Here is a 24776-nt window from a genome sequence, read left to right as displayed (position 1 = left end):
GAAGACGCGAGCGGCGCTGCGCCCTACCACTCTTCCGGACAGGGATCGACGATCTTCCAGAGATCGATGCCGTTCTTGATCTTCTTCATCTCTGTGGTGAGCCCGCCATTGCGGCGGATCCAGTCCTTCACCGTGTCGGGATAGTAGGACATCAGATCGGAGGTGCCCTCGAGGCTGGTGACCTTGATGCCGAAGGTGAAGGCCTTGTCGTAATAGGCCTGGTGGAAGCCGATGCTGGCCTTCGGCGTCACGCAGATCTTGTTCAACGGCACGATGCCGAACACCAGCGTGCAGGCCGAGTTGCAGACGCCGTCGATCACGACGCGCTCGCGGCGGTCGCGGATCTGCTTGTACTTGGCCTTGTACTCCTCGACATAGCCGCCATGGTCGCGCGTGATGTGCAGCACGGCTCGTGCCGGCGTGACCGCCAGAACCGAGAGCAGCAAGGCGACAAGGGGCGTGATGCGCATGAAATGTTCTAAACCGAGGGAAAGGCGGCCCGGGCGGACCTGACCCCAAGACTCTGGCCGGACTGTGTTGGCAATCCGTTAAGCATCCTCAAAAAGGCAAAATTTGGCGCGCTGTGGCTGATTTCCCGCAGCTTTCGGCCCGATTCCGGGTTAAATGAACTGCTAAAGGACTTTGGATCGGCTGGACAGGCCGATTCCAGCGCGAATGCCCGGAGGCCGCCAATGACCAAGACCAAGCTTTTCGCCGCCCTCGCCGTGACTGTCTCCCTGGCCGTTCCGGCCCTCTCCCCGGCGGCCGCGGCCGATCTCTCGGCCACTCCGCGCCACCACCGGCATCACCGCCACACCCATTGGGGCCTGCCCTACCACATCAGCTACCTGCACAATTATGGCCCGGGCCCGGCCGCCGGCAGCTTCGCCTATTACGACGGCCCGACGCGCAACAAGTGCTACCAGAGCGCGTCCGCCTATATCGGCCAGGACCACCGCCGGCATCCCTGCTTCTGAGCTCAAAGGAAGGCCGGCGGGACGCGCGGACCGCCGCGCCGTCCCTGCTGGCCCCGACAGCCCAAGTCTGATAATCGACCCGCAACGCGCTCGTAGCTCAGCTGGATAGAGCATCGGATTTCGATTCCGAGGGTCGGGAGTTCGAATCTCTCCGAGCGCGCCATCGTTTTCATCGATTGTACAATGACTTAGGACGAACCGGTTTCCTTCTGGATGATCGTTTTCGTGTTGCGAGCAAGCTCAACGCTGCGAGCAAAATCAAGACATTCCAACCGCTTCAACTCACTCTGCGCAACGAGGCGGTTTGGCGCTTGTTCTGAAATGCGATGTGCAAAATGAGGAGCGCCCCTGAGGCGCCGAGGTCGCCATTCTGTCAACTCCCAACCGGGTGGGGGTGTAAGGATCGGGAGCCGACAGACTATACCGCTGCTCATTCCGCCCCTAAGCAACGCCACTAAGGGCTACTCCCGCCCAGCCTGCCGGAAAACGATATCTATTCGCCGCCTCTCGAGCGCTAGCCGAGCGAGGCCGTTAGCAAATCAGCAAGCAGGTCGGCGCAGGCTTCTCGGGGGGACGGGACCGGTTTGGGGAACGTCTTACGGTCTCCGTTTCGGAGGAGCTGGCGTACGGGCCCTGGCGCCGGCTCCTCTCTATATATTCGGGCCGCTCGTCCCTGTCCTCATTGGGCATCGAAAGACGCTTCGAGGGCCTCGTCCGCCTCTTGCACCCCGCGAATAGCCTTTACGATTGGGCCGCGGTGCTGGTGTTCTGCGTCGGCTGCCAACACCACAACGGCCGGGTGAAGCCTTCCGACCTTCCCGACAGAGACTGGTACGAAATCTCGGCGCACCTCAAATGCGCTTCCTGCGGCACGCTTGGTTAGTCGATACTCGGCCGGACGGGGCGAGGTAATCAACTTCGCGAAGGGCGTTTCGGGCTAGTTCAAGCAGGCTGAGGGTTCCAAGTCGCCAGCCTCTGCTTAATCTGCTCGGCCTGTTCCTTCGTCAGTTTCTCAGCCAAACTGTAATCGTTCAATTGGGCCGCCCCCTTGCGTTGTCGGTCGTAAACCATCCAGTCGGTGCTTCCTTTTCGAACGAGGAACCTTGGCTGCATCGGTGCCGTGCAATTCATCGGAGACTCCGCCAGCAATATGAACGACCGCAATATCTTCTTAGTATAGCACTTGGCCTTCGACGCTTCTGTGAACCTACACACACGCGCCGAACGCCCCATGTCGATATTTCGACCGATGTCCCGTCCCCGAAAACCGCTCGAGATCCCGCCGAGGTTCGCTATGCAAGTTCGCTGCTGATTTAGGTCCTTCTACGCGGAGTCCGATCCGATCAATCATAGTGCGGCGCGTAGTAATCATCATCGTCGAACTCGACTATCATCTCGCCTTGCGCAGCTAGACCTCGAACGTTCCACTTCGCTCCGAGGTCACAGAAGTGTGTCGTGCTCGCAACGTCACAACAGTTCCCCTTGTGGATGGGCGTGTTTGGACTTCACTGCGTTGCGTATTTGCCCTCTACTGATATCGGACCTCCGGCGGCGATTTTATTCCAAGACGTTCATTTGAAATCGGGGTCCAGGAGGCCGCTGTTCAGCGGCCAGCGGCCTCTTTCGTTATTTTGAAATTCATCGATTGCAATGACATCTTCCGACGCCGAGCTGCGTCAATCGGACTGCCATTAGGTCGTGGGGACAAAATGATTGAAGAACGCAAACCTTACGTGGCATTTGGAGTAGACCCGGCCGGCGTCGCACGCGCAACGTATGAACTTCGTTGCAATGACGACGAAGAGGCAAAGCGCCGAGCTGAGGATTTTTTGGACGAACACGAATTCGTCGAGTTGTGGATCGACTACAAGAGGATCGCTCGTCTGAAGCGAAGCTAGGAAGAGCGGAGGCACGGTATCAAACTCCCGAACGAATGCCTCATTTGAACTGGCATGCGCTGTATGGTGGAAGCGTACGCCATGGGCCAGTTGACGGTGGCGAGAGGGAGGGCATGGTCATCCAGACACCTCCATCATCACTGTGGCCGTCAGCGTCTGACTGTCGTGCTCGCTTCAGCAAGGCGCCTTTTCTCCCCATGCAGAAGCTGCTTGGCCGTTCGCGAAGTTCATCGGTTGAAGTCACCGGCGGGACTGGTTGCGCAGAACGAGCAGTAGAAGCTGGCCCGCTCCGATGCCGGCGAGGCCTCCTGCAACCTTGAAGATTGCGTCGGCCAGGTGGCCGTGCCGGTCAGGGGTTAGCAATTGCATTGTTTCGAGCGTGAACGCACTGAAAACGACTAAGAGCATGACCAGTATGGCGCGCCGGGGATAGCCTACCACAAAGGCCAATGCCATCACCGCGAACGCGGCGAAATGCTCGACGTGCGGATCAGCAGCAAACGAGGGACGGTCTCCGATTGGAGACAGTGTGGCAAACGCAATAAAGGCCAGCGCCAACCAGCCAATGACCATTCCGAACGTTCTGATCCTTGATGCTAGCAAGCAACGATTTCCAAGTCGCGGTGCCCTGGATGCACCGTCGCTGAATTAGCCCATCGCGCGCGTCAGCGACAGGCGGGATCGGCGCAAAACCGGGGTGGCCCACAAGGACTAATCCCGATGGTTCTTCCCGTACAGCCACCGTAAGTCGAAATTCCAACTTCGCGGCGCGCAGCAAACGCTACGATGAACGACGAGGGGGCGGCACCTCACCTTGAATGGCAGCGAGGCCGTTATGGAGCGCTTATACCTGGGCATCACCGTTACCAGCACATACGTCTTGGTCACGATTGCGCTGATGGTGGCTTTCATGCACTGACCGGCAGATAGATCTGGCACGGTTGGTCTTGTGGCGAGCCACAACAACTTTCACCGCTCACGCGCGACCATCGACGAAAGCCACGGTCACTATCTCTGCCATGCCCGTTCCCCGAAAGCCGATCGAGATCCCGCCGACGGTCGCCCGGCAGTTTGGTGCCGACATGCAGGCCTACCACGCCGGGCAGGACGACCATCCAACGAGACCGGATCACAGTTGGCACCCGACATATGCTGCTGCAGCACATTGTCGGCACCAAGTTGCGGTTGAGCGAGGTCCGTTGATGCGATGAAAACTGTCTGGATCTACACGGACGCAGCGAAAAAGGTCGGCGACGAGAACCACATCAAGGTCTTCGCAACGATCGAGGTCGCTGAAAAATGGCTAGAGGAAAACGACCCTGAGGGCGTAGCATTTGAGTACGACGTCCTAGAGTGACAATGGCAAAAGACTTCTTGCTGTCATTGCAATTGCCGCATTGGCTCATGATCGCCGGAGCACTGCTAGTGGTCGTCGGCTGCATGGGACTTTGGATCCGCCGCAGGCATCTGGCGGAGTTTGCGACGATCCGGGACAAAGAGCCGAGCCCCCTTGCGCGTCCCCAAATGGGGCCACCTGCTGGTCGAGATCTGGCTTAAGGCTAGGAGCTGGCCAAGGGTAGCGCACATGCAGCGATGAGCAGCACGTCGATCTACACATCAAGCCATTCATGGCGCCAAAAATCTGGTCGAGATGACCGCCCCGCGGTCGAAGGGTGAAGAGCCTGCACAGCCACGCCAAAGCGCGCCGCTGAGCTAGACTAGCTGCGCAAGCTCTTATCGCCGAACCAGCGCCGGCAGGCGCGACTGAAGCTCGTTGCATCGGTATAGCCGAGCGCAGCCGCCATCTCGTCGCGCGACTGGCTGCCCGCCGCGAGCATGGTGCGGGCGCGCTCGCGCAGCACGCTGTCGAGCAGCGGACGGAAGGCGCTGCCGGTTTTCGCGAGCCGCCGCACCAAGGTCCGCCGCGAGGTGCCGACAAGACGCGCGGCTTCCTCCTCGCCGAGGCGCTGCGGCAGCCGCGCCGCAATCAGGCTCTCGACCATACGCGCCAGCGCCGCGGTGTCCGAGCGCGGCTTCTCGATCGCCTCCAGCGCCTCGATCGCCTTGGCGTGCAATTCCGGATCGGCAAACGGCGACGGCCGCGCACACAACTCCTTCGGCACCTCGAAGATGAAGGCGGCGGCGTTGAATTTCACGTCGCAGGAATAGTGCTGTGCCAGCCGCTCCGCGCCGGCGGGCGGCGGCCAGGGAAATTGCAGCGTCGCCTGGCCGATCGCATCCTCGAGCAGCTGCACATACACCGCATGCACGTTGAGGCTCACCGCCAGCGCCACGGCGCGCCACAGCGCGCCTTCCATGGCCACCGCAGGAGTGATCTCAATCTGGATCGCGCGCGCGGTTCGGCGCAGCCGGTTGCGAACGAACGGCGCGCGGGTCGACCCGAAGCGGGCGCCGGTGCTCAATGCATCTTCGATGGTCGGCGCCGTCCGGGTCGCAACATCGAGCGCACCTTGCAACGATGTCGACCAGACCGCCGCAGCCGACAACGGCCACAGCTCGCCGTGTCGACCGGTGATGTTGGCGGCCAGCACCACCAGCGACGACACCGGCATGTGCGCGCCGGGCTGGTCGAGGGTGTCCTGCTGGATTCCGGTGCCCTTCAGCAGTTCGTCGCGCTCGCTCCGCGTCTTGCCGAATGTGCGCACCAGCGCCCGTGCGTAGGCCGCGGACACCGGCATGCGAAGCGCATCTGCCTCCGATCCCTGCATTGTGTCGGCGCCCCTCCCTCGCGAACGTCCGGCCGAACAGGCTTGGCGCAAAATGCCACAAAATTGGCCTATTGGGAACTGGCGGCGCAGGCCCGCGTCGCGGCATGGTTGGCGCAATGACGGCGAACGCCGCTTCGAGGAGACGCTGGAGGAATATGATGATCTTCACGGGCACCAATGCTGCGGGCGAGACGATCACCTACCGGGACGGCAAACGCTATCTGTGGATGCTTTCGTTCATCCCACCGCTGATTCCGCTATTGTCCTATTGGCTGTTCCTGCGGACGCACAATCCGCTGGTGACGCTGATCCCCTTCGTCTTCATCTTCATCCTGATTCCGCTGCTCGATGTCCTCTTCGGCCAAGACACGCACAATCCGCCGGCGGAAGTGGTCGCGGCGATGGAGGCCGATCCCTATTACCTGCGGCTCGCGCGCATCACCGTGGTGTTTCCCTGGATCAACTACGTCGCGCTGATCGCCTTCTTCGGCACGCAGGAGCTGCCGTGGTGGTCCTATGTCGCCCTGTTGCTCGGCGTCGGCACCATCAATGGCGGCGCGCTGCTGATCGGGCACGAGCTCGGCCACAAGGCGGACAGGCTCAACATCTTCTTCGGCATGCTCGCCAATTGTGCGGTCGGTTACGCCCATTTCCGCGTCGAGCACAATCGCGGCCATCACACCTGGGTCGCGACACCCGAAGACCCCGCGAGCGCGCGGTTCGGTGAATCGATCTATGCGTTCGCCACGCGCGAACTGCCGGGCGCATTCAAGCGCGGCTGGCGCAACGAGGCCGAACGGCTGACCCGGCGCGGCGAACCGGTCTGGTCGGTCAACAACGAGATCCTGCAGGGTTTCGCGCTGACGCTCATCGTCGCCTCCATTCTCATTGCGCTGTTCGGCTGGAAGGTCGCGCCGTTCATCGTCGCGCATCATTTCCTCGGCTGGTACGCGCTGACCCAGGCCAATTATGTCGAGCACTACGGGCTGTTGCGCGAAAAACTGCCGAACGGCCGCTACCAAGCGGTCGAGCCGCGCCACTCCTGGAACACCAACCACATCGTCTCGAACCTGATGACGTTCCATCTGCAACGTCATTCCGACCACCACGCCAACCCGATGCGCCCCTATCAGTCGCTGCGCGATTTCGACGATATCCCGCGGCTGCCGAACGGCTACACCGGCATGTTCGGGCTGGCTGCGATCCCGCCGCTCTGGTTCCGGGTAATGGACCCGAAGACCTTGGCATGGGCAGGCGGCGACAAGAGCAAGTTGAACCTGGGCGATCGGCCAGGGGCCTCGTGATCGCTGCGATCACCCTGGCTTGCGCTGCTACGCTTGCACGGGCCGGCGTTTCATGGCGCCGATACCGAGGAACGTGCCGTTGACGGACGGATATTGGCTGGTGAACTCGAACGTATCGAAGCTCGGCGCTTCGAACTCCTTCAGCGCCTTCCAGAGCAGCGTCGTGTCCGGACAGGCCTGCGAGTGGATATCGTGATGCACGATGATGCTGGCGTGTGAGCGCACCATCAGATGGTCCAGCATCGCACCGCGCAGGCTGTGATCCCCGTCGACATAGACGAAGTCGGGCTTCACGCGATCGACATAGGCGCTTACGACCGGCGCGTTGGAGTAAGCCTGAAGATAGACCGGCTCGATCTCCGCCCGCTCGCGCAGGAGATCGAAATAGGTCGTGATGAACGGCGTCGGATCGATCGGATCGACCGCGATGACGGTCTTGAGATCGGCGCCGACGTTCCTCAGCCACTCCGCAACCAGGATGAACATGCCGCCCCAGCGGCAGCCGATTTCCATGAAGGACGAAACGCCGGACGCGTTGCGCGAGAGCCAGGCCAGATACGGCGCTAGCTGGCTCGGATACTGCCAGATGTGCAGGCCCTTGCCGAAGCTCGCCGACAATTCCGACGGCTGCTCGCGCAGCGACTCGTCATTGAGCCCCAGCGCAGGGATGAACTCCCGCTCGAGGAAGTCCACGTCGATGCGCTGGGCTGCGCTCAGTCCGGCGATCGCAACGACGGCTTCGCCCACGGAATCCGAAAGGGCGGCGAAACGCTGGTATCGGTCGGCTTGAGATCGCGAGACGTTGAGCATTGGCACCATCGGATGGACGGGGAGGGCACGCGGAGACAGACATTTGTCCCCGATGGTTGAACGCGACGCGCGTCCGTCTCGGGCGCAAAATCTCGCATCCGGGTCCAAATATTCCGCCTCGCCTCCCGCGCATCTACGGGAAGCCAGTCCGGTGCCAACACCAATCGCGCCGGACGAGCCGTCACGCAGCGCCGTCAGCCGCTCGGGATCTTCCGCCGTACCGCCTCCACCCCGGCATCGGTGACGCGATATCTGCGCCCCATCTCCGGCACAATCCAGCCCTTCTCGATCATTCCGGCGATGGTGCTCGGGCCGACGCCTGCGGGAAACGAGCGGCGAGTCCGGATCGCGTCGATCGCGACCCTCTCGAGATGGGTGGCGACATGCGACGGGCGCGCGCGAAATGCCTTCGCCATGATCAGGACCGACAGGACCTCGGCGCGACGGCGCACGGCCGAAGCGCTGCGGGTCAGTTCGTTGCTGATCTCGAGAGCATTCTTGCCGGCCCTGGCGAGTTCTCTGAGCTTCTCGTCCTCGTCAAAGCTCCAGCGCCGCACGATCCCCATCTGCCCCTCACCGCCTGGATACCCACCTCAATCCGATGCATACGCAGGCGGCGCTGATTTGCCATGTGACTTTCGGCACCTCTTGACGTGACGTTGGGGGCTATCGCCATCAAGCGAGCCGATCGTCGTGCCGGGCGAAGCGGCAATTAGTGCTTGCTGGGTTCAAGCGCGATAAGCACGCCGGTCGGCTCGGGCTCGTGCGGCCGAAGCGAAGTCAGCTCCGGATCGCTCCACTCGGCGAGGCTCACCACCTCGCCCGTCTGCCCCGGCATGTCGGAGCTCTGCGCAGGTTCGAGGACCTTCAGTCCGCTGGTGTCGACGAAGAAAGTATGTTCGCCGAAGACGCTGTTCAGTTGCGCCACCGCCGGGTGATCGTCCGGAAGCACCTGCGCGTTCAATTGCGTCATGGTCTGTTTGACTTGCGTCGAGTTAAGTTTCATCCGCTGCTCCTTCTCGTTGGTTCCGGCCTTGCTGGTTTCCCTGGCTGGTTCCTCCCCGCCCGCGCCCCTCGCCGGGGGCTTCGAAGTCTCGAACCGATCAGGCAACGAAACGTTCCGCACGCGCGACGCATTGACCGCTTGCGCGCGGGGTTCCCGTGCATCGATGTAGGAAATGCGGCACGACGTCACGCCTGCCCGCCACTCATGTGGCAGAAGGCTTCTTCCTCGCGAGCCCGTCCAGATGCACCCGGCGCGCGGCGGATTTGCGTGCGCGCTCCTTGGTGCGGCAGGCCCGGCAGCGCACAGCCATCGTGAACACATCGCCCTTGGCGGTCTCGTACCACCACTTCTGCTGCAACGGCGTCCAGACCTCGGCAACGCCGCAGTCTTTGCAGACGAACGGCTCGGGTCGGTAGGTTCCGCGCAAGACGAAATCGGGCGTCGAATAGCTGTTCGAGGGCGCGAGCTCGCTGGTCACCACGGCTACCTCGCCGCGCGCCAGCGCGAGCTTGTATTCGCGGAGCCGGCGCTGCTCAGCGGCGCGTTGCGCTTGCAGGCGACGCCACTCCTCGGCCTTGCGCCGCTTGGCGTCGATCTCGCTGCGCTTCTGCTTGCTGCTTTTCACGCCCATCCCGTCCAAAGCAATGCCCTGCACCGCATCGTCGGGCCAGCAGGCTCACCACATTAGCCGCAGCATTGGGGGACGACCAGATCAAGCGCCGCCGGCCCGCGCGGAGATTACGTCCGCCCCTGCTCCGCCGGCCGCATATGGATGAGCGCATCGAGCACGAGGACAAGAACCGGGCGCTGCTCGTCGTTGACGAGCTCCGTCTTGAAGATCACGACGGCGTCGCGGCGCTCCGGCCGGATGGTAATCTTCTGGATCTGGGATTGGCCGGTCAGCGTCGCTCCCGGGCGAACCGGGCTCGGCAGGCGAATCTCGAAGCTTCGTCCGACGATGCCGGCCACCCTGGTCCAGATCGCCTCCACGACGAGGCGCTGATAGATCGCAATGGTATTGAAGCCGCTTGCGATCAAGCCGCCGAACGGGCCCGCCGCAGCCGCGACGGGATCGGTATGGATCGGCACCGGATCATACTTGCCGGCGAACTCCAGAATTTCCGCCTCGCCGATCGTGTAGCTGCCGAGTTTGAAGGTCTGGCCCTCGGTTAGATCTTCCGCATACAGCATCGCACGCCTCCGGTCTGTGGTGCGACGATAGACCAACGCTGCTGGCTTTCCATTACCTCCGGGGTCATGAAGTTCGCGCACGGAACGCCCAAGCGCGAGCGAGATGCGTGCGAACGGCACCGGCCGCTCGCGCGCATCGCCGCAGGCAGGCCGCGCTATTGCAGCCGGGCCGCCCTCGCCTTTGCGGCCTTCACGGTGTTCTCCATCAGGCAGGCGATGGTCATCGGGCCGACGCCGCGCGGCACCGGTGTGATCGCGCCGGCGACCTGGAGCGCCTCGTCGAAGGAGACGTCGCCGCACACCGCGTAACCGCCCTCAGGCTTCTCGACGCGCGTGGTGCCGACGTCGATGACGATGGCCTGCGGCTTGATCCAGTCGCCGCGCACGAGGCCGGCCTTGCCCACCGCGCTTACCAGGATATCGGCCTGACGGCAGATCTGGCTGATGCCGCGGGTGTGGATGTGGGTCTGCGTCACGGTCGCGTGCTCCTGCAACAGCAGCGCAGCCATCGGCTTGCCGACGATGTTGGAGCTGCCGATCACCACGGCATGCGCGCCGGTGAGATCTGGCCGGATCGACTTGATCAGCCGGAGACAGCCGAGCGGCGTGCACGGCACCAGCGCATCGTCGCCGTGAAACAGCCGGCCGGCGTTCAGCGCGTGCAGACCGTCGACATCCTTCGCGGGATCGACCGCCGCCATCACACGCAAGGCGTCGATATGCACCGGCAGCGGCAACTGGATGAGGATGCCGTCGATATCGTCGCGCGCATTGAGCGCCTCGATCCTGGCAAGCAGATCGGCCTCGCTGCAATCATCCGGCAGCCGTTCGACCTCGCCGCGCAGGCCGAGCCGCTCGGCCATTCGGACCTTGCTCTGCACATAGATCTGGCTCGCCGGGTCGTCCCCGACCAGCACGACCGAAAGCCCCGGCGCGCAGGGCAGCCGGTCCAGTTCGTGAGCAACCTTGTCGATGACAATTTGGGCATGTGCATGCCCATCAAGAATGTTCGCCGTCATGGCACCTCCGTTTCGAAGCGGTGCCCAGGCGCGCGGCGTTCAGTCTCTGCGCTCCCCGATGGTGGTCCATCCAAGCGCCAGTCGCGCAGATGGCGCCGTCATAGCCGCCCGGCCCGGCAAAGGCAAATCACGCTCCCTTGCGGCCCAACCGGCGACGAATTGCCCGGTTTTTGCCGGTGGATCGGTGCCGTGCGGACCACGTCTGGGGGTAGGATTCGGGCAGAACTTGCGATAAGCCTCGGCGCTTGCCGGGCTTTTCCGATCCCCGGCGCCATCCTTCCGGTCATCACGCCATTTCGGACATTTTCAACATGAGACATATCATCCTCGCGCTGGCGCTCCTGTGCCCGGCTGCCGCGCTTGCCCAAGGCACCGCTCCAGCCACCGCTCCAGCTGCCACCCCACCCGCCGCCGACAAGCCGGCGGCCTCACAGCCCATGGTCGGCGACAAGCCGCTGGTCCAGGTCGGCAAGAAGTCGGCGGCCAAGAAGGGCGAGAAGCCCGCCCCGGGCAAGCCGCTGTCGGTCGCGCAGAAGCTCCAGGCCTGTGGCGACATCGACGACGCCACCAAGGAGCGGCTGATGTGCTACGACGAGATCTTCAAGCCGCAGCCCAAGCCGAAGGCCGCCCCCGCCAAGGGCGTCAACGATTGCCGTTTCGTGAAGGAAGAGGACGAGCGGCTGACTTGTTACAACGGCTTCGCCGACAAGATTCCGCGCCTGCCGCGTTAATCGCGCGAGGCCGGCGGCACGCTGCCCCCTGGAATCGCGGACATGAAAAAGCCGCCGCAAGTGCTTGCAGCGGCGTATCGATTGCCGGCTGTGGCGGCCCTGCTTACCAGGTGCCGAAGCCGCCGAAGAAGCCCATCCGCGGCTGCTGCTGGGCGACGCGGTAGGGCTGATACGTGCCGGGCTGCGCGAGGCGCATCGGCTGCTGGTAATGGTTATGGTTGTGCGCGACCTTGCGCTTCTTCGGCGCCTGCGGCTGGGCCGGCGCGGGCTGCTCGGCCGGCTTCGCCTCGGCAACGACCTTGTTCGTGTCAGCCTTCTCCGGCGGAATGAACTGGGCGAACGTGTTGCGGACGCGGGCTTCCGCCGACCCGTCGCCGGTAGCTGGCGGGGCGGCCGCGGCGACCGCGTTGACCTGCGACGGAACGATGGTCGGCAGGCTGGTGTCGTATACCACCCGCTCCGGCAATTTCTGGACCGACTTGATCCGCACCACGGTCTTGTTGTCGACGGCGGGCGACGACAGGCTCTGGTTCTGGCTGGCGACCACGGCCTCCTGCGGCACGATGGCATTCACGACGAAAAGCAGCGCGAGCAGCACGCCACCAACGAACAGGAAATAACGCGCCACAGGCATCTTGGTAGCTCCCCCCGCGCGATGGGCGCGGTTCATCTCGGCGCGACAACATCAGCCATCGCGCGACGAATTCATCGTCTGCGCATGATCACCCGGACAGACGCCATCCCGCGCTTCCGGGTCGTGTCTAACGGTCGGCCTATTAGTTAGTTCCTGCCTGGCCGTTACGGTTCACCCGGCAAGTCAATTCCCGGTCACTTTTTCGGGATGCAGGGTTTAGACCCGGCTCGCCGTCACGAGCGAACATTTCGCCTTGTTTGCGTTAACATTGACGAAGCCGATCAACATCCGCGAGTAGGTCTTGCGGCTCTTCATGGCGATGGTGTCCGGAATCAGCCGCTTGCGCTCGGTCAGGGGGCTGCCGTCGCGCCGGATGAAGGCGCAGGCGATCTCGATATCCTTGACCGCGAAATCGTTGGCATTACGCAGTGTCAGGGTGACCAGCACCTTCGAACCCAGCCCGCCGCGCTGCCAGGATTGCGAGGCGATCCGCAGCCGGTCCAGCGGCGACCTTTCGGCGGGCTCGGACGGCCTGGCCTCCTCTGCGGCCGGCGGGGTGGTAGCTACCCCGACCGTGGCCGGCTCATCTCCCGGCGCGTCCTTTGCGGACTGTGGCTGCGTCCCGGTCGATGCATTCTGCGCGGTGCGGATGACGGCGGAAGACACCGGCCAGACATCCTGGTCTCCGGCGTCGCTGGGCTCGGGGAGCATGAACCATGCGCCGATCCCGGCCATCGCGATCAGCGGCAGCAGCAGGCCGGCGTAGAAGCCGCCCTCACCGAGACGTCCGGCGGCCAGCCTTCGAAACGACGCCAAACCGATCCGCATCGTCGTGTCCTCACCCCGGCAGCCCGGTCAGGCCGCCACACACCAACGAGCCACACAAACACCGCTCCGTGCGGCTTCCGGGACGACCGCAGGTCGAGCGTCCGCGCAAGAACAATCGCCGACCGCCGGAATGGTTTCATTCCAGGACGACAATCTTGCGACAGGCATGGAGGGATGGCATCACGGCCGGCCGCTCGCTAAATTCGCGCCGCCCGAGAGCGAGTGCCGCGCACCTGAGCGGCGCGAGAACAACAAGGAGATCGCAATGCCTGTCGTCACCTGGGACCACGTTCATCTGCGCAGTCCCGATCCCGAGGCCACCGCGACCTGGCTGCGCGACATCCTCGGCGGCGAGATCATCCGCGGCCCCGGCCGCATCGACGTCCAGCTCGGCGGCGCCAAGGTGTTCATCGCTGAGGTGACGCAGGGCGACGGCGTCAACACGCCGCCGGTGACGCCATATCAGGGGCTCGATCATTTCGGGCTGGCGGTGAAGGACATCGACGCGGTCGCGGCCGAGCTCAAGGCCAAGGGCGTCGAGTTCACCAAGGAGCCGACCACGATCCGCCCTGGCGTGCGGATCTGCTTCATCCGCGGGCCGCAGGGCATCTCGATCGAATTGCTCGAGCGCGACAAGAAGTACGCGTGAGCGAACGCGCGCTTTCTCCACGTCGCTCGAAACGCGCTACGTCATGCTGCCCGGCATGAAGCAGCGGATCGTCACGCCCATGTAGCTCGGGATCGGCCAGACCATGGCGCGGCCGACCCGGTTGGGCTCGGTCACCACAGCCTCGTCGGGGACGTCGATCCACGCCCCATCGAGGCGCACGCGATAGTGTCCGTTCCTAGACTCCCAATCGACATCGCTGACCGCGCTCCCATCGGCGTCCGAACAACACGGCCCCTTGCCGCTGCGCAGGCCGTCGAACCACTCCTTCAGTGGCGAATTGGCGTAGCGGCCGTCGGGATCGCGCGCCTGCGCGAACTGCGCAGCGCCGACCGACAAGAGCCCGACCAGACCAAGCAGCAGGGCCACGCGCATCCGGCCGCCGCGACGGCCAGCCAAGGTTCCCGGATCGTCATACCGGCCCACCAAACGGCCGCCAGCTTCCGTCCTGTCTGTCATGTATGTTGCTCCAGCACTCACCGGCCAGTGCAACCAGAGCTATGCATTTCGCGGGCCAGTTCGATTCGCGCGCACGGTCCGCTGTCATCGCGCCGTCACACCGCCTGGCAGGAACCGAGGGTTCACGGTCACTCCGGACACCCCGGAATCAACCTGCCGCATTGCACGAGGTTGCTCGCTTTGGCATAAAAAACCAATCCGGATTGCTGCGGGCGTGGCAGCCGGGACCATGGGAAATTATGAAAAACGGGCTGTACTCAATCCACGTCACCCTGCTGGATGGACGCGTCGGCAAGGGCAGCGGAGTGATTCTTTTCCGCGACGGGCAAATCCTCGGCGGCGATGCCTATCTGTATTACACCGGCAGCTACACGGTGAAGGGCGACACATTCAAGGGCGAGGTCCTGGTCCAACGCCACACCACGCCACGCGACACCGACAACCCGCTGTTCGGCGGACCCACGCCGGTCGGCATCGGCGTCTCCGGCACCTTCACCGATACCCGCGGCACCATGAGTGGAACCGCGCTGGTCGGCAAGGCAAGCCTGATCTTCGGCGCAACGCTGCACAAGCTCGCGGATATCAATTAGCGGTTCGAGACTCGCTGCTTGACCCGTCACCCCCGCGCAAAGGCTTCGCCTTTGTCGCTGGAGGAGCGCGTCCTTGCGCGCGTCTCGAAGGGTCGACGGCCACCAGTCGGGCCGTGCATCCTTCGAGGCTCGCTGCGCTCGCACCTCCAGCGACAAAGGCGAAGCCTTTGCGCGGGGATGACGGGGATACTGCATCGGCCGATCCACGTCATTGCGAGCGAAGCGAAGCAATCCATACTGCGACAAGCGGAGCCATGGATTGCTTCATCGCTATTGCTCCTCGCAATGACGCCGTTGAAAGCGCCGTCTCACGTCGCGCCGTGCGCCTCGACATAGAGTGCGTAGATCGAGTGGCAGGATGCCATGTAGAGGCGATTGTTCTTGGGTCCGCCGAAGGTCAGGTTCTCACAGCGCTCCGGCAGGCGAATGAAGCCGAGCGGCTTGCCCTGCGGGCTGAACACCATCACACCGTCGAGATCCTCCGGTCTTCCCTTGAGCTGATAGACCTTGCGGCCGCCCGTGTCAGTCGGCTCCGACTGCAGCGCACCGTTGCTGCCCCAGCCGCACCACAGATTGCCGTCGCGGTCGACGCGGAAGCCGTCAAGCGATCCCTGGTCAGCGGCGTCGATCAGCTTGGACTTGTTGCCCACCGTGCCGTCCACATTGACGTCGTAGCTCCAGATGCTGCGGTTCGGCGTGCCCTTCCACTCGACCACGTAGAGCTTCTTCTCGTCCGGCGAGAAGGCAAGCCCGTTCGGATTGACCAGATCGGTGATGACGGCCGTCAGCTTTCCATCGGTGCCGATGCGGAACACGTTGGTGTTGTCCTGCTCGCGCTTGGCCTTGAAGCCCTCCCACTCGCCGGCGATGCCGAACACCGGATCGGTGAACCAGATCGTGTCGTCGGACTTCACCACGATGTCGTTCGGCGCATTGAGGCGCTTGCCCTCGAAATTGTCCGCAAGCACGGTGATCTTGCCATTCTTCTCGGTGCGCGTGATCCGCCGCGTCACCGAATGTTCGCAGGTGACGAGCCGCCCTTGGCGGTCGCGGGTGTTGCCGTTGGCGAAATTGGCGGGGCTGCGGAAGACGCTGAGGCTGCCGTCCTTCTCGCTGTATTTCATGATGCGGTTGTTGGGGATGTCGCTGAACAGGAGATAGCCGCCTTCGGGGAAGTAGGCCGGCCCTTCGGCCCAACGCATGCCGGTCGCGACCTGCTCCAGCGTAGCTCTGTAGAGCCGGTATTTGGCAAAGCCGGGATCGAGGATCTCGACCGCCGGATCCGGATAGCGCTGATTGGGCTTGAACGGAAACGACTGCGCCATCGCGCGATTGGCCGCGGTGCTCGCCACGCTGGCGCCGATGCCGGCCACCAGATTGCGCCGTGAAACCATTGTCGTTCCCCTGCTCGTCGCCCCCATTGATCACTGGGTCGGCCGAGCGAGCCGTGGGAGCGTTGCCACCGACGGTCCAATGCCGTTCGGGCATCGATCCATGCTGATCCAATATCGATCTTGGCCGCGGCTGCGACGCGCCGCAACGATTGTGCCCTACTCGGGCGCTGGTACCGGCGGGGAGACGCTGATGCCCGGGCTATCCGGGCGAGCTGTCCTGATTTCGTCTCATGATCTTGAGCACCAGCAGGACGGCGCCAAGCAGCAGGAGCAGCACACCGACAACGGTCGTATCGGTGGACTCGAATGTCACGCCAACAGCGATCAGCAGGCATCCGACAATGATTGAGATCAGGCCGCCAAGCTTCTTGAGCAGAAACAACTGTCCGTCACTTGTTTGTGTCACCATGGTATGCCTCACTTCCAATGATGCCCCATGTCGTTCTCGCTTAGCCTCGGCTCATGTGCACGATGCTACTCCCGGACGGGAAAGTTGCAATCTGTCGTTGATGGCACCTCGCGCCGATATCGGCCGTTTCAATTCAAACTGAACGCAATTGCGTCAGTCTGGCTCACTCAATCGGGCCGGCCGGCATCGGCCCAAGTGCAATCCTCGCACATATTTGATGGCAGGGTTACAGAACCAAGCTTTGGTTGTACGTTGACTTGATCGAAACTTAAGCGCTGACTTCCCGCAAGCGCATCGTGTTCTAGAACGGAGCCGATCGGAGTTCAGTCCGTTCGACGGAGTGATGCGATGGCGTCGCATTCGTTCGATCAGCGAGAGCAAGCCTATATCTCGACCGGCCACCTGCCCGGCCCGGAGATGGTGCAGTCGCTTGTCGACGACGCCCATCGACGCTTCAAGTCCAACACCGACGGAACCACATCGCAGGTCTATCCGGCCCTCGCCCGGGTCCCGAGCGAGCTGTTCGGCATATGTGTCGTCGGCACCAGCGGGCGTGTCTATGGCGCGGGAGACGTCGACCACGAATTCTCGATCATGAGCGTCTCGAAGCCGTTCCTGTTCGCGCTGATCTGCGAGACGATCGGACCTGAGGCGGCACGCGAAAAGCTCGGCGCCAACGCCACCGGACTGGCATTCAACTCGCTCGCGGCGATCGAGCAGGGAAACGGGCGGACCAATCCCATGGTGAACGCCGGCGCGATCGCGACCACGAGCCTCGCGCCGGGAAAGTCCATCGAGGAGCGCTGGCAATTCATCCACGACGGGCTGTCGCGCTTCGCCGGCCGCAACCTCCCGCTCAACGAGGAGGTCTACGCATCCGCGTCCGAGACCAATTTCCGCAATCGAAGCATCGCTCGCTTGCTGGAAAGCTATGACCGGATCTACAGCGACGCCAAACAGGCGACCGACCTCTACACACGGCAGTGCTCGCTGAATGTCAGCGCCAGGGATCTGGCCGTGATGGGCGCGACGCTGGCTGACGGCGGCGTGAACCCGGTGACCAGGCAGCGCGTGGTCGACGCTGATGTGTGCCACTACGTCCTGGCCGTGATGGTCACCGCCGGATTGTACGAGACATCGGGCGACTGGCTCTACGACATCGGCCTGCCGGGAAAGAGCGGCATTGGCGGCGGTATCGTCGCGGTGTCCCCCGGCAAAGGTGGTTTCGGCACGTTCGCCCCACCGCTGGATGCGGCCGGCAACAGCGTGAGGGGCCAGCTCGCTGCAAAATTCCTGTCGCAGCGGCTGGGCATGGATCTGTTCGTATCGCAACCGGAATAATGAACGAATGCGCGCAGGATCGGCGGAGCCGCGGCCCGACCGATCGCTACCTCAATCAGGTCGGAGGATGCGATGGCAACACAAACAATGTCGTTCGACGGCGTCCACCACGAAGAGCGGGCATCATGGGTTCCGATGATCGCGATCGCGCTTGGTCAGATGATCATGTCGTACAATGTTGCATCGTTGCCTGTCGCCTTGGGGGGAATGGTGGCGAGCTTCGGCGTGCCGCCGACCACGGTGGCGACCGGGATCGTGGCCTACTCCATGCTTGTGGCGGGGTTCGTCATGCTTGGCGCGAAGCTCGCCCAAAGGTTCGGGGCTGTGCAGGTATTTCGCGTCGCGGTGGTGCTCTTCCTCGTATCGCAGCTCGCGATGACGTTCAGCCCGACGGCCGCCGTCATGATTTCCGCGCAGGCACTTTGCGGGGCCGCGGGCGCGGTGATCGTGCCGTCGCTGGTCGCCCTGATCGCCGAGAACTATGCCGGACGCCAGCAGGCGACCGCCCTTGGTGCGCTCGGCTCGGCGCGCGCCGCGGCGGGCGTGCTGGCATTCGTTATCGGCGGCGTGTTCGGAACCTATATCGGGTGGCGCCCGGCGTTCGGGATCCTGATCGCGGCTTCGGCGATCGTCTTCGTCCTCAGCTTCCGCCTGAGGGCCGACCGCGGCCGCCCGGATGTCCAGATCGATCTGGTCGGCGTCGCCCTTGCCGCAAGTGCGATCATTCTCATCAGCTTCGGATTCAACAATCTCAACCGTTGGGGGTTGGCGCTCGCCACGCCGAACGCGCCGTTCGATCTTTTGGGCGCTTCGCCGGCACCGATCATGATCGTGCTCGGTGTCGTGCTCGGGCAGGCCTTCCTGAGCTGGACGCACCGGCAGCAGGCCGCGGGGAAGACGCCGCTGCTGGCGCTGGAGGTGATCGAATCGCCCGAAGAGCGCTGTGCAGTCTATGCGCTGTTCGCAGTGGTCGCGCTGGAGGCGGCGCTGAACTTCACGGTGCCGCTTTACATCCAGATCGTGCAGGGACGTTCGCCGATCGCGACCGCAATCGCGATGATGCCGTTCAACCTTACGGTCTTCTTCTCGGCGATGCTCATCGTCAATGTCTACGACAGGCTGACACCGCGCCAGATCGGCCGCTTCGGCTTTGCGCTCTGCACCGTCGCGCTGCTCTGGCTCGCATTCGTCGTGCGCAACGACTGGAGCGAGGTTCCCGTGCTGTTTGGCCTCATCCTGTTCGGGATCGGCCAGGGCTCCCTGGTGACGCTGCTGTTCAACGTCCTGGTGACGGCCTCGCCCAAGGCATCGGCTGGAGATGTCGGGTCATTGCGCGGAACCACGCAGAACCTGGCGGCCGCCGTCGGCACCGCCGTCGCCGGCGCTCTTCTCGTGGGTCTCCTGAGCACGATCGCCCTCGGCAAGATCACGGCAAGCCCGGTGCTGACCAAGGAGCTGCAGAGCCAGGTTGATCTCAACAACATCACCTTCGTCAGCAATGACCGGCTGCGCAGCGTGCTGGAAGGCACAAGCGGCACGCCGCAGCAGGTCGAGGAAGCCGTTCGGGTCAACACCGAAGCCCGGCTGCGGGCCCTGAAGATCGGGCTGTTGATCATGGCCGGCCTGGCCCTGCTGGCAGTCATTCCAGCCGGACATTTGCCGAACTATCGGCCGGGAGAGATTCCGGACGACGACGTGGCAGAGAAGCGCGAGCGAGCGGCCTGAGCGGAGGTCCGCAAGGAGGACGACATGACGACCTATGACAACAGTTCGACGGCGGGCCTGACGGGCCTGCCGACACCGCCTCTGTGGGCGCGTATTCTGCTCGGGATCGCGATGATCGCCGCAGGCCTCCTGGTGCTCGGGGATGTCGTGTTCTTCACCGTCATCAGTGCCATCTTCATCGGCTGGACAGCGATCTTCGCCGGCGGCTTCGAGATCGTGCACGCTTTCTGGACCAAGGGATGGGGAGGCTTCATGTGGCAGCTGCTGCTCGGCGCCCTTTATGTTGCAGCCGGCATCGTCCTCCTGAGCCAGCCGGTGACCGGCGCGTTGATCCTGACCTATGTGCTCGGCCTGATGCTGCTCGTCTCGGGCTTCGTCCGCGTGCTGATCGGCATCGGCCATCGGCAACAGGCCGGCTGGATCATGATGGCGTCAGGGGCGTTCGGCATCCTGGCCGGCCTGATCATCCTGACGGGATTTCCGGCAACGGGGCTGTGGGTGCTCGGAATGCTGCTGGGCATCGACCTCCTCTCCCACGGCATCGGATGGTTGACCTACGCCTGGCTGCCCGCCGCCAGACCCGCGTAGCGGCCGACCAATTCATCAACGTGTGACACACCGGACCGCCCCTCCTTCACAGGAAGAAGGTGGAATAGACGCCGGTACTGCGACAGCGGAGATCGGATATGTCAGGTTTGAGAATTCCGGGTGGACTCGTCAGAGCTTTCGCGCTGCTCGCCGCGATCGGAACCAGTCTCGGCGTCGGGCCTGCCGCGCAGGCGCAACAGGACTCTGCGATCCTGTTCCGGAACGTCCGCATTTTCGACGGGAAGAACAGCGCGCTCTCCGCGCCGTCCAATGTCCTCGTCAGGAACAACAAGATCGAGAAGATTTCGACTGCGGCGATCACGGTCGATGCTCAGGTGATCGAAGGCGGCGAACGCGTCCTGATGCCCGGGCTGATCGACGCACATTGGCATGCGATGCTGGTGCGCCCGACGCCGGCGTCTGCGATCGCCGGCGACGTCGGCTACAACAATCTGCAGGCGGCCGCCGAAGCGACCGACACGCTGATGCGGGGCTTCACCACCGTTCGCGACATGGGCGGACCGACCTTTGGGCTCAAGCGAGCCATCGACGAGGATCTCGTGGCCGGTCCACGTATCTATCCATCCGGCGCGGTGATCTCGATCACCGGCGGCCATGGCGATTTCCGGCAATTGTCTGATCTGCCACGCACGATCGGCGGCATGCTCAGCCGTATGGAGAAGATTGGCGGCAGCATGATTGCGGACAGTCCGGACGAGGTTCGCGTGCGGGCACGTGAGCAACTCATGCAAGGAGCCTCTCAGGTCAAGCTCACCGCCGGCGGTGGCGTGGCGTCGCCGTTCAGTCCGATCGACGTGTCCACGTTCACCGAGCCCGAGCTGCGGGCCGCCGTCGAAGCCGCCGCGAACTGGGGTACCTATGTCGCCACGCATGCCTACACCTCGGTTGCGATCCAGCGGTCGATCGCGGCCGGTGTCAGGTGCATCGAGCATGGGCACCTGATGGACGACACGACGGCCCGACTGATGGCCGAGAAAGGAATCTGGTTGAGCACGCAACCCTTTCTCGATCTGACCGGCGCAAGCGGCCTTGGGCCCGCGGAGCAGGAGAAGCTGCGGCAAGTGGTTGCGGGAACCGACCGGGTCTATGCGCTCGCCAAGAAATACGGACTCAAGACCGCGTTCGGCACCGACATCCTGTTCTCGAAGGCGCTGGCGGACCGGCAAGGCGCGATGCTGGCCAGCCTCACTCGCTGGTATACGCCGGCCGAGGCATTGATCATGGCAACATCGACGAATGCCGAGCTTCTGAATCTATCCGGCCTGCGAAATCCATATCCCGGCAAGCTCGGCGTCGTGGAGGAAGGGGCGCTGGCCGACCTGCTGCTCGTCGACGGCAATCCGATCGACAACATCAAGCTCATCGAAGATCCCGCGAAGAGCTTTGTGGTCATCATGAAGGGCGGAAAAGTCTACAAGAACCTGCTTGCCAACGAGACAAAGCGATAGTCGGACCGCCGGGTCAGGATAACGGAGATTGAGCCCAGCCCGCCTACTCCGCGGCCTGCTCCAGCGGCGCGACCCGCGGCAGGATCATCTGGATCCGCGTGCCGTTGCCCGGCGCGGAATCGAGCGAGAGCCGCCCGCCGAGGCGGTTGGTGACGATGCTATAGACGATGTGCAGGCCGAGCCCGGTGCCGCCCTGATCGCGTCGCGTCGTGAAGAACGGGTCGAAGGCGCGGCGGCGCACATCGATGCTCATGCCGCAGCCATTGTCGGCGAAGATCACCTCGACATTGTCGCCGCCGGACGCGTGAACCTGGATCTCGACCTCGCCGGCCTTGCCGTCCGGAAACGCATGCGCGACTGCGTTGAGGAACAGATTGGTCAGCACCTGGCCATACGGTCCGGGATAGGAATTCATGATCAGGTTCGGCTCGCAATCGACGTTGAGCGTCAGATTGTGCTTGCGCAGGCCGGGCCGCAGACTCATCACCACCTGCTCGGTGAGATCGCCGAGATCGAAGGTGCGCTGGTCCGAATAGTTGCGGTCGGCGGCGACCTGCTTGAACGACTGGATCAGTTCTGCGGCACGGTTGAGATTGGCGACCAACTGCGACGAGGCATCGCGCGCGGTGTTGAGGAAGTCGTTGAGGCTCGAGCGCCTGAGGTCGCCGCGTTCGACCTGAGCGCCGAAAATCGCGGTCTTGCGCTCCAGCGTGGACGCTACCGTCAGGCTGATGCCGACGGGGTTGTTGACCTCGTGGGCGACGCCGGCCACCAGGCGGCCGAGTGCGGCGAGCTTCTCGGCCTCGATCAGCGAATTCTGGGTTTCCCGGAGATTGCGCAGCGCGGCCTCCGCGGAATCCCTCGCCTTGCGCATCTCCTGCTCGGAGCGCTTGCGGTCGCCGATATCGAGCGCGACGGTGACGATGTTCTCGATCTCACCCTGTGCGTCGAGGATCGGTAGCTTGTTGACCAGCCATTGCCGCATGTTGCCGGCGGCGTCCTTGTACTCTTCTTCATAGAAACCAAGTTCGCGGCGCGCGGACAGGACGCGCTTGTCGTTCTCGTCGGTCTTGGCAGCGCCGTAGCGCGACATCAGCTCGGCGGTGGTTTGGCCGATCGCGTCCTGCGGCTCGATGCCGAAAATCCCCGCCATGTAGCGGTTCATCAGCACGTAGCGCAGGTTGCGCTCTTTGACGTTGATGACGGCGGGCACCGTGTCGATGACCATCTGCAACAGCCGCCGGCCTTCGGCGATCGCGTCTTCGGCGCGCTTCTGGTCGGTGATGTCGCGCACCGTGCCTTCGTAGCGGATCACCTCGCCCTCGTCGTTGCGCACGACGGTCGCCGAATCCGACAGCCACAGCGCCGTGCCGTCGCGCGAACGCACCTGATACTCGTAGTCGCGCACCGTGCCGTCCCGCTGCATGAGCTGCTGGTACTGCTCCCGCGCCGCCGGATCGACATAGACGGTGGTGGCGATGTCATCGATGCCCTTGATCAGGTCCTGTGGCGTGGCATAGCCCATCATCCGCGCCAGCGCCGGATTGGCGTTGAGCAACGCGCCGCCCGGCGTCGTGACGTAGATGCCGTCCACCGACGCCTCGAACAGCTTGTGGTAGCTCTCCTCGGCGAGCCGCTGCTCGGCGAGCGCACGCAACGCGGCCTCGCGCGCGCTGTCGGCGTCGACCAGGGTCTGGCGGAACACTTCGGCGGCGCGTGCGATGTCGCCGATCTCGTTGTCGAGATCGGCGCCGGGGATGAACGCGCTCTTCTCGCCACCCGCGACCTTGCGGATCGAGCCGGCGATCCTGGCGAGCGGACGGACGGTGCGTCGAACCACCAGCACCGAGGCGAACAGGCCGATCAGCACGCCCGCCGTGCCGAGCACGATGCTCTGCCATTTTGCTTCAGCCAGCGTCCGCGCAAAATCGCGCGACAGCACATGGCCGCGACGGGAGCTGAGCTCGCGCAACAGCTCGGTGACCTTCTGGATCAGCCGGCCCTCGGCGCCGAGCACCTCGCGGTCGATGTCGGCGATCTGGCCCTCGCGCACCGAAATCGCGCTGATCGCCTCGGCATAATTGTCGACCGCGCTGCGCAGGGTCGGTTCGGCGATGGTCATCGCCCGCATGCTTTGCGCGGCATGCTCGGCTGCGGACGTGTTGTGCGCCAGCAGCGCGGTGGCAATGCCGCTCTGGATCCGCGACAGCGTGTTGGCCAGCGCCGCATCATTGCTCTCGGCGACCGCCTTGTCGAAGGCGTCGCGCAGCGGCGGCAGCCCGGCGACAATCTCGGCGCGGCGGCTGAGCAGTGCCGAGATGCGCTCGATCCCGCTGCGATAGGTCGCCAGCCGCTGGGTGACGCCGTCGATCATGTCCTGCTGCTCGGGCGCCAGCTCGATCCTGGTCTTTTTCAGGATCTCGCTCAGCGACTGGGCCGCCTGAGCGACCTGGGCCGACTGGTTGCCGGGCTCGGTGACGAAGTCCCGCGCCGCCAACCTCAGCTCGTTGGTGCGACGGTCGATATCCTCGGCAATGTCGCCGACGCTTTGCAGCCGCTGTAGCTCGGCGAAGGTCGTATCGATGTGGCGAATCGCGATCACACTGGCCGTGGATGTGATGATGATCACAGCCAGCACCAGCAGGAAACTGCCGAACGTAAGCTGGCCAATCGAGAGGGAGAACGCACGCGGCGCTTGCGAATTCGGCGGCAATTCAGCGGTCATGTCATCGAGGCCGGGGTCCAATGCGCCCCAATATACGGGAAATTACGGGCTTTGGGGAAACATGCTGAAGGGCCCGGCCGGCGGTGTGACCCGTGTCACCCGGGCGGGCGCCGGTGACCGATTCCGGCACAGGCCGTCGGCCTCAGTCCGGCGGGATGCCGGCGTTCTGATGCTGTTCGGCGGACGAAACTTCGGGCTGCGGCGACCCTTCGTGCCGGAATCGCCATCGCGGCGACGACCTTAGGCGGCGGCAACCCTTCGCGCCGGAATCGTCATCGCAGC

25 protein-coding genes, 1 tRNA gene and 1 riboswitch are annotated in these 24776 nt (G+C 63.8%); of the genes, 11 read left to right on the top strand and 15 right to left on the bottom strand.

Annotated elements, in window-relative coordinates; genetic code table 11:
* Positions 1 to 23 precede the first annotated feature (23 nt).
* Entirely contained in the window at positions 24 to 470 is a 447-nt protein-coding gene (locus tag H8A95_RS13090; protein ID WP_229183550.1) for a hypothetical protein, read from the bottom strand.
* A gap of 222 nt (positions 471 to 692) precedes the next feature.
* Here H8A95_RS13090 and H8A95_RS13085 point away from each other — a divergent pair, with 222 nt between their 5' ends.
* Together H8A95_RS13085 and H8A95_RS13080 are read left to right on the top strand one after the other, a co-directional pair.
* Positions 693 to 977: a hypothetical protein gene (locus H8A95_RS13085; RefSeq protein WP_229183549.1), complete on the top strand. Its 285-nt coding sequence runs from the start codon at positions 693 to 695 to the stop codon at positions 975 to 977.
* Between the two features lie 86 nt (positions 978 to 1063).
* Positions 1064 to 1140, top strand: a tRNA-Arg gene (locus tag H8A95_RS13080).
* A 1975-nt stretch (positions 1141 to 3115) separates the two neighbouring features.
* On the opposite strand, the gene H8A95_RS13075 is transcribed toward H8A95_RS13080, so the two are convergent.
* Entirely contained in the window at positions 3116 to 3448 is a 333-nt protein-coding gene (locus H8A95_RS13075) for a VanZ family protein (RefSeq protein WP_229183548.1), read from the bottom strand.
* 634 nt (positions 3449 to 4082) lie between these two features.
* Here H8A95_RS13075 and H8A95_RS13070 point away from each other — a divergent pair.
* Positions 4083 to 4232: a hypothetical protein gene (locus H8A95_RS13070; RefSeq protein ID WP_165445659.1), complete on the top strand. Its 150-nt coding sequence runs from the start codon at positions 4083 to 4085 to the stop codon at positions 4230 to 4232.
* Between the two features lie 361 nt (positions 4233 to 4593).
* Here the strand turns inward: H8A95_RS13070 and H8A95_RS13065 are convergent, their stop codons facing one another.
* Positions 4594 to 5574 (bottom strand): helix-turn-helix domain-containing protein, encoded by a 981-nt coding sequence (locus H8A95_RS13065; RefSeq protein WP_229183547.1) that lies wholly within the window; start codon positions 5572 to 5574, stop codon positions 4594 to 4596.
* A gap of 188 nt (positions 5575 to 5762) precedes the next feature.
* Between H8A95_RS13065 and H8A95_RS13060 the strand changes: the two genes are divergently transcribed.
* Positions 5763 to 6908, top strand: a complete 1146-nt coding sequence (locus H8A95_RS13060; RefSeq protein ID WP_229183546.1) for an alkane 1-monooxygenase — start codon at positions 5763 to 5765, stop codon at positions 6906 to 6908.
* A 27-nt stretch (positions 6909 to 6935) separates the two neighbouring features.
* Here H8A95_RS13060 and H8A95_RS13055 read toward each other — a convergent pair whose 3' ends face one another.
* The 6 genes from H8A95_RS13055 to H8A95_RS13030 form a co-directional block, all read right to left on the bottom strand.
* Positions 6936 to 7655 carry a class I SAM-dependent methyltransferase gene (locus H8A95_RS13055; RefSeq protein ID WP_229183545.1) on the bottom strand — a complete coding sequence of 240 codons (720 nt, stop codon included), beginning with the start codon at positions 7653 to 7655 and terminating at the stop codon, positions 6936 to 6938.
* A gap of 257 nt (positions 7656 to 7912) precedes the next feature.
* On the bottom strand, positions 7913 to 8284 hold the full coding sequence (locus H8A95_RS13050) for a hypothetical protein (protein ID WP_229183544.1): 372 nt from the start codon (positions 8282 to 8284) through the stop codon (positions 7913 to 7915).
* 146 nt (positions 8285 to 8430) lie between these two features.
* On the bottom strand, positions 8431 to 8724 hold the full coding sequence (locus H8A95_RS13045; protein WP_229196369.1) for a hypothetical protein: 294 nt from the start codon (positions 8722 to 8724) through the stop codon (positions 8431 to 8433).
* 202 nt (positions 8725 to 8926) lie between these two features.
* On the bottom strand, positions 8927 to 9379 hold the full coding sequence (locus H8A95_RS13040) for a zinc-ribbon domain containing protein (protein ID WP_229183542.1): 453 nt from the start codon (positions 9377 to 9379) through the stop codon (positions 8927 to 8929).
* A gap of 83 nt (positions 9380 to 9462) precedes the next feature.
* Positions 9463 to 9915 carry a MaoC/PaaZ C-terminal domain-containing protein gene (locus tag H8A95_RS13035; protein ID WP_229183541.1) on the bottom strand — a complete coding sequence of 151 codons (453 nt, stop codon included), beginning with the start codon at positions 9913 to 9915 and terminating at the stop codon, positions 9463 to 9465.
* A gap of 155 nt (positions 9916 to 10070) precedes the next feature.
* Complete coding sequence (locus tag H8A95_RS13030; protein ID WP_229183540.1) at positions 10071 to 10934, bottom strand: bifunctional 5,10-methylenetetrahydrofolate dehydrogenase/5,10-methenyltetrahydrofolate cyclohydrolase; 864 nt, start codon at positions 10932 to 10934, stop codon at positions 10071 to 10073.
* Positions 10935 to 10949: 15 nt separating this feature from the next.
* Positions 10950 to 11029: riboswitch (ZMP/ZTP riboswitch) on the bottom strand.
* A 216-nt stretch (positions 11030 to 11245) separates the two neighbouring features.
* Between H8A95_RS13030 and H8A95_RS13025 the strand changes: the two genes are divergently transcribed.
* Positions 11246 to 11665 carry a hypothetical protein gene (locus tag H8A95_RS13025; RefSeq protein WP_229183539.1) on the top strand — a complete coding sequence of 140 codons (420 nt, stop codon included), beginning with the start codon at positions 11246 to 11248 and terminating at the stop codon, positions 11663 to 11665.
* A 103-nt stretch (positions 11666 to 11768) separates the two neighbouring features.
* On the opposite strand, the gene H8A95_RS13020 is transcribed toward H8A95_RS13025, so the two are convergent.
* Both H8A95_RS13020 and H8A95_RS13015 read right to left on the bottom strand, forming a co-directional pair.
* Positions 11769 to 12299: a hypothetical protein gene (locus H8A95_RS13020; RefSeq protein WP_229183538.1), complete on the bottom strand. Its 531-nt coding sequence runs from the start codon at positions 12297 to 12299 to the stop codon at positions 11769 to 11771.
* Positions 12300 to 12515: 216 nt separating this feature from the next.
* Positions 12516 to 13127: a hypothetical protein gene (locus H8A95_RS13015; RefSeq protein ID WP_229183537.1), complete on the bottom strand. Its 612-nt coding sequence runs from the start codon at positions 13125 to 13127 to the stop codon at positions 12516 to 12518.
* 265 nt (positions 13128 to 13392) lie between these two features.
* Between H8A95_RS13015 and H8A95_RS13010 the strand changes: the two genes are divergently transcribed.
* Positions 13393 to 13776 carry a VOC family protein gene (locus tag H8A95_RS13010; protein ID WP_229183568.1) on the top strand — a complete coding sequence of 128 codons (384 nt, stop codon included), beginning with the start codon at positions 13393 to 13395 and terminating at the stop codon, positions 13774 to 13776.
* A gap of 36 nt (positions 13777 to 13812) precedes the next feature.
* Here the strand turns inward: H8A95_RS13010 and H8A95_RS13005 are convergent, their stop codons facing one another.
* Positions 13813 to 14169 carry a hypothetical protein gene (locus H8A95_RS13005; RefSeq protein ID WP_163153416.1) on the bottom strand — a complete coding sequence of 119 codons (357 nt, stop codon included), beginning with the start codon at positions 14167 to 14169 and terminating at the stop codon, positions 13813 to 13815.
* Between the two features lie 323 nt (positions 14170 to 14492).
* On the opposite strand from H8A95_RS13005, the gene H8A95_RS13000 reads away from it, so the two are divergent.
* Positions 14493 to 14843 carry a GrlR family regulatory protein gene (locus H8A95_RS13000; RefSeq protein ID WP_229183536.1) on the top strand — a complete coding sequence of 117 codons (351 nt, stop codon included), beginning with the start codon at positions 14493 to 14495 and terminating at the stop codon, positions 14841 to 14843.
* 308 nt (positions 14844 to 15151) lie between these two features.
* Here H8A95_RS13000 and H8A95_RS12995 read toward each other — a convergent pair whose 3' ends face one another.
* Positions 15152 to 16237, bottom strand: a complete 1086-nt coding sequence (locus H8A95_RS12995; protein ID WP_229183535.1) for an SMP-30/gluconolactonase/LRE family protein — start codon at positions 16235 to 16237, stop codon at positions 15152 to 15154.
* A 199-nt stretch (positions 16238 to 16436) separates the two neighbouring features.
* Positions 16437 to 16646 (bottom strand): hypothetical protein, encoded by a 210-nt coding sequence (locus H8A95_RS12990; RefSeq protein WP_229183534.1) that lies wholly within the window; start codon positions 16644 to 16646, stop codon positions 16437 to 16439.
* 348 nt (positions 16647 to 16994) lie between these two features.
* Here H8A95_RS12990 and glsA point away from each other — a divergent pair, with 348 nt between their 5' ends.
* The 4 genes from glsA to H8A95_RS12970 all read left to right on the top strand — a co-directional run bounded on the left by glsA (position 16995) and on the right by H8A95_RS12970 (position 21769).
* Positions 16995 to 17987 carry a glutaminase A gene (gene glsA / locus H8A95_RS12985; RefSeq protein WP_229183533.1) on the top strand — a complete coding sequence of 331 codons (993 nt, stop codon included), beginning with the start codon at positions 16995 to 16997 and terminating at the stop codon, positions 17985 to 17987.
* A 72-nt stretch (positions 17988 to 18059) separates the two neighbouring features.
* On the top strand, positions 18060 to 19712 hold the full coding sequence (locus tag H8A95_RS12980; protein ID WP_229183532.1) for an MFS transporter: 1653 nt from the start codon (positions 18060 to 18062) through the stop codon (positions 19710 to 19712).
* Between the two features lie 24 nt (positions 19713 to 19736).
* Entirely contained in the window at positions 19737 to 20300 is a 564-nt protein-coding gene (locus H8A95_RS12975) for an HdeD family acid-resistance protein (RefSeq protein ID WP_229183531.1), read from the top strand.
* A 98-nt stretch (positions 20301 to 20398) separates the two neighbouring features.
* Entirely contained in the window at positions 20399 to 21769 is a 1371-nt protein-coding gene (locus H8A95_RS12970; RefSeq protein ID WP_229183530.1) for a metal-dependent hydrolase family protein, read from the top strand.
* A 43-nt stretch (positions 21770 to 21812) separates the two neighbouring features.
* Here the strand turns inward: H8A95_RS12970 and H8A95_RS12965 are convergent, their stop codons facing one another.
* On the bottom strand, positions 21813 to 24494 hold the full coding sequence (locus H8A95_RS12965) for a PAS domain S-box protein (RefSeq protein ID WP_229183529.1): 2682 nt from the start codon (positions 24492 to 24494) through the stop codon (positions 21813 to 21815).
* Between the last annotated feature and the right edge of the window lie 282 nt (positions 24495 to 24776).

The sequence above is a fragment of the Bradyrhizobium oropedii genome (assembly GCF_020889685.1).
Lineage (GTDB): Bacteria > Pseudomonadota > Alphaproteobacteria > Rhizobiales > Xanthobacteraceae > Bradyrhizobium > Bradyrhizobium oropedii.
Note: the sequence above shows the minus strand (reverse complement) of the source record. Positions and strands in the feature narration are given on the sequence as shown.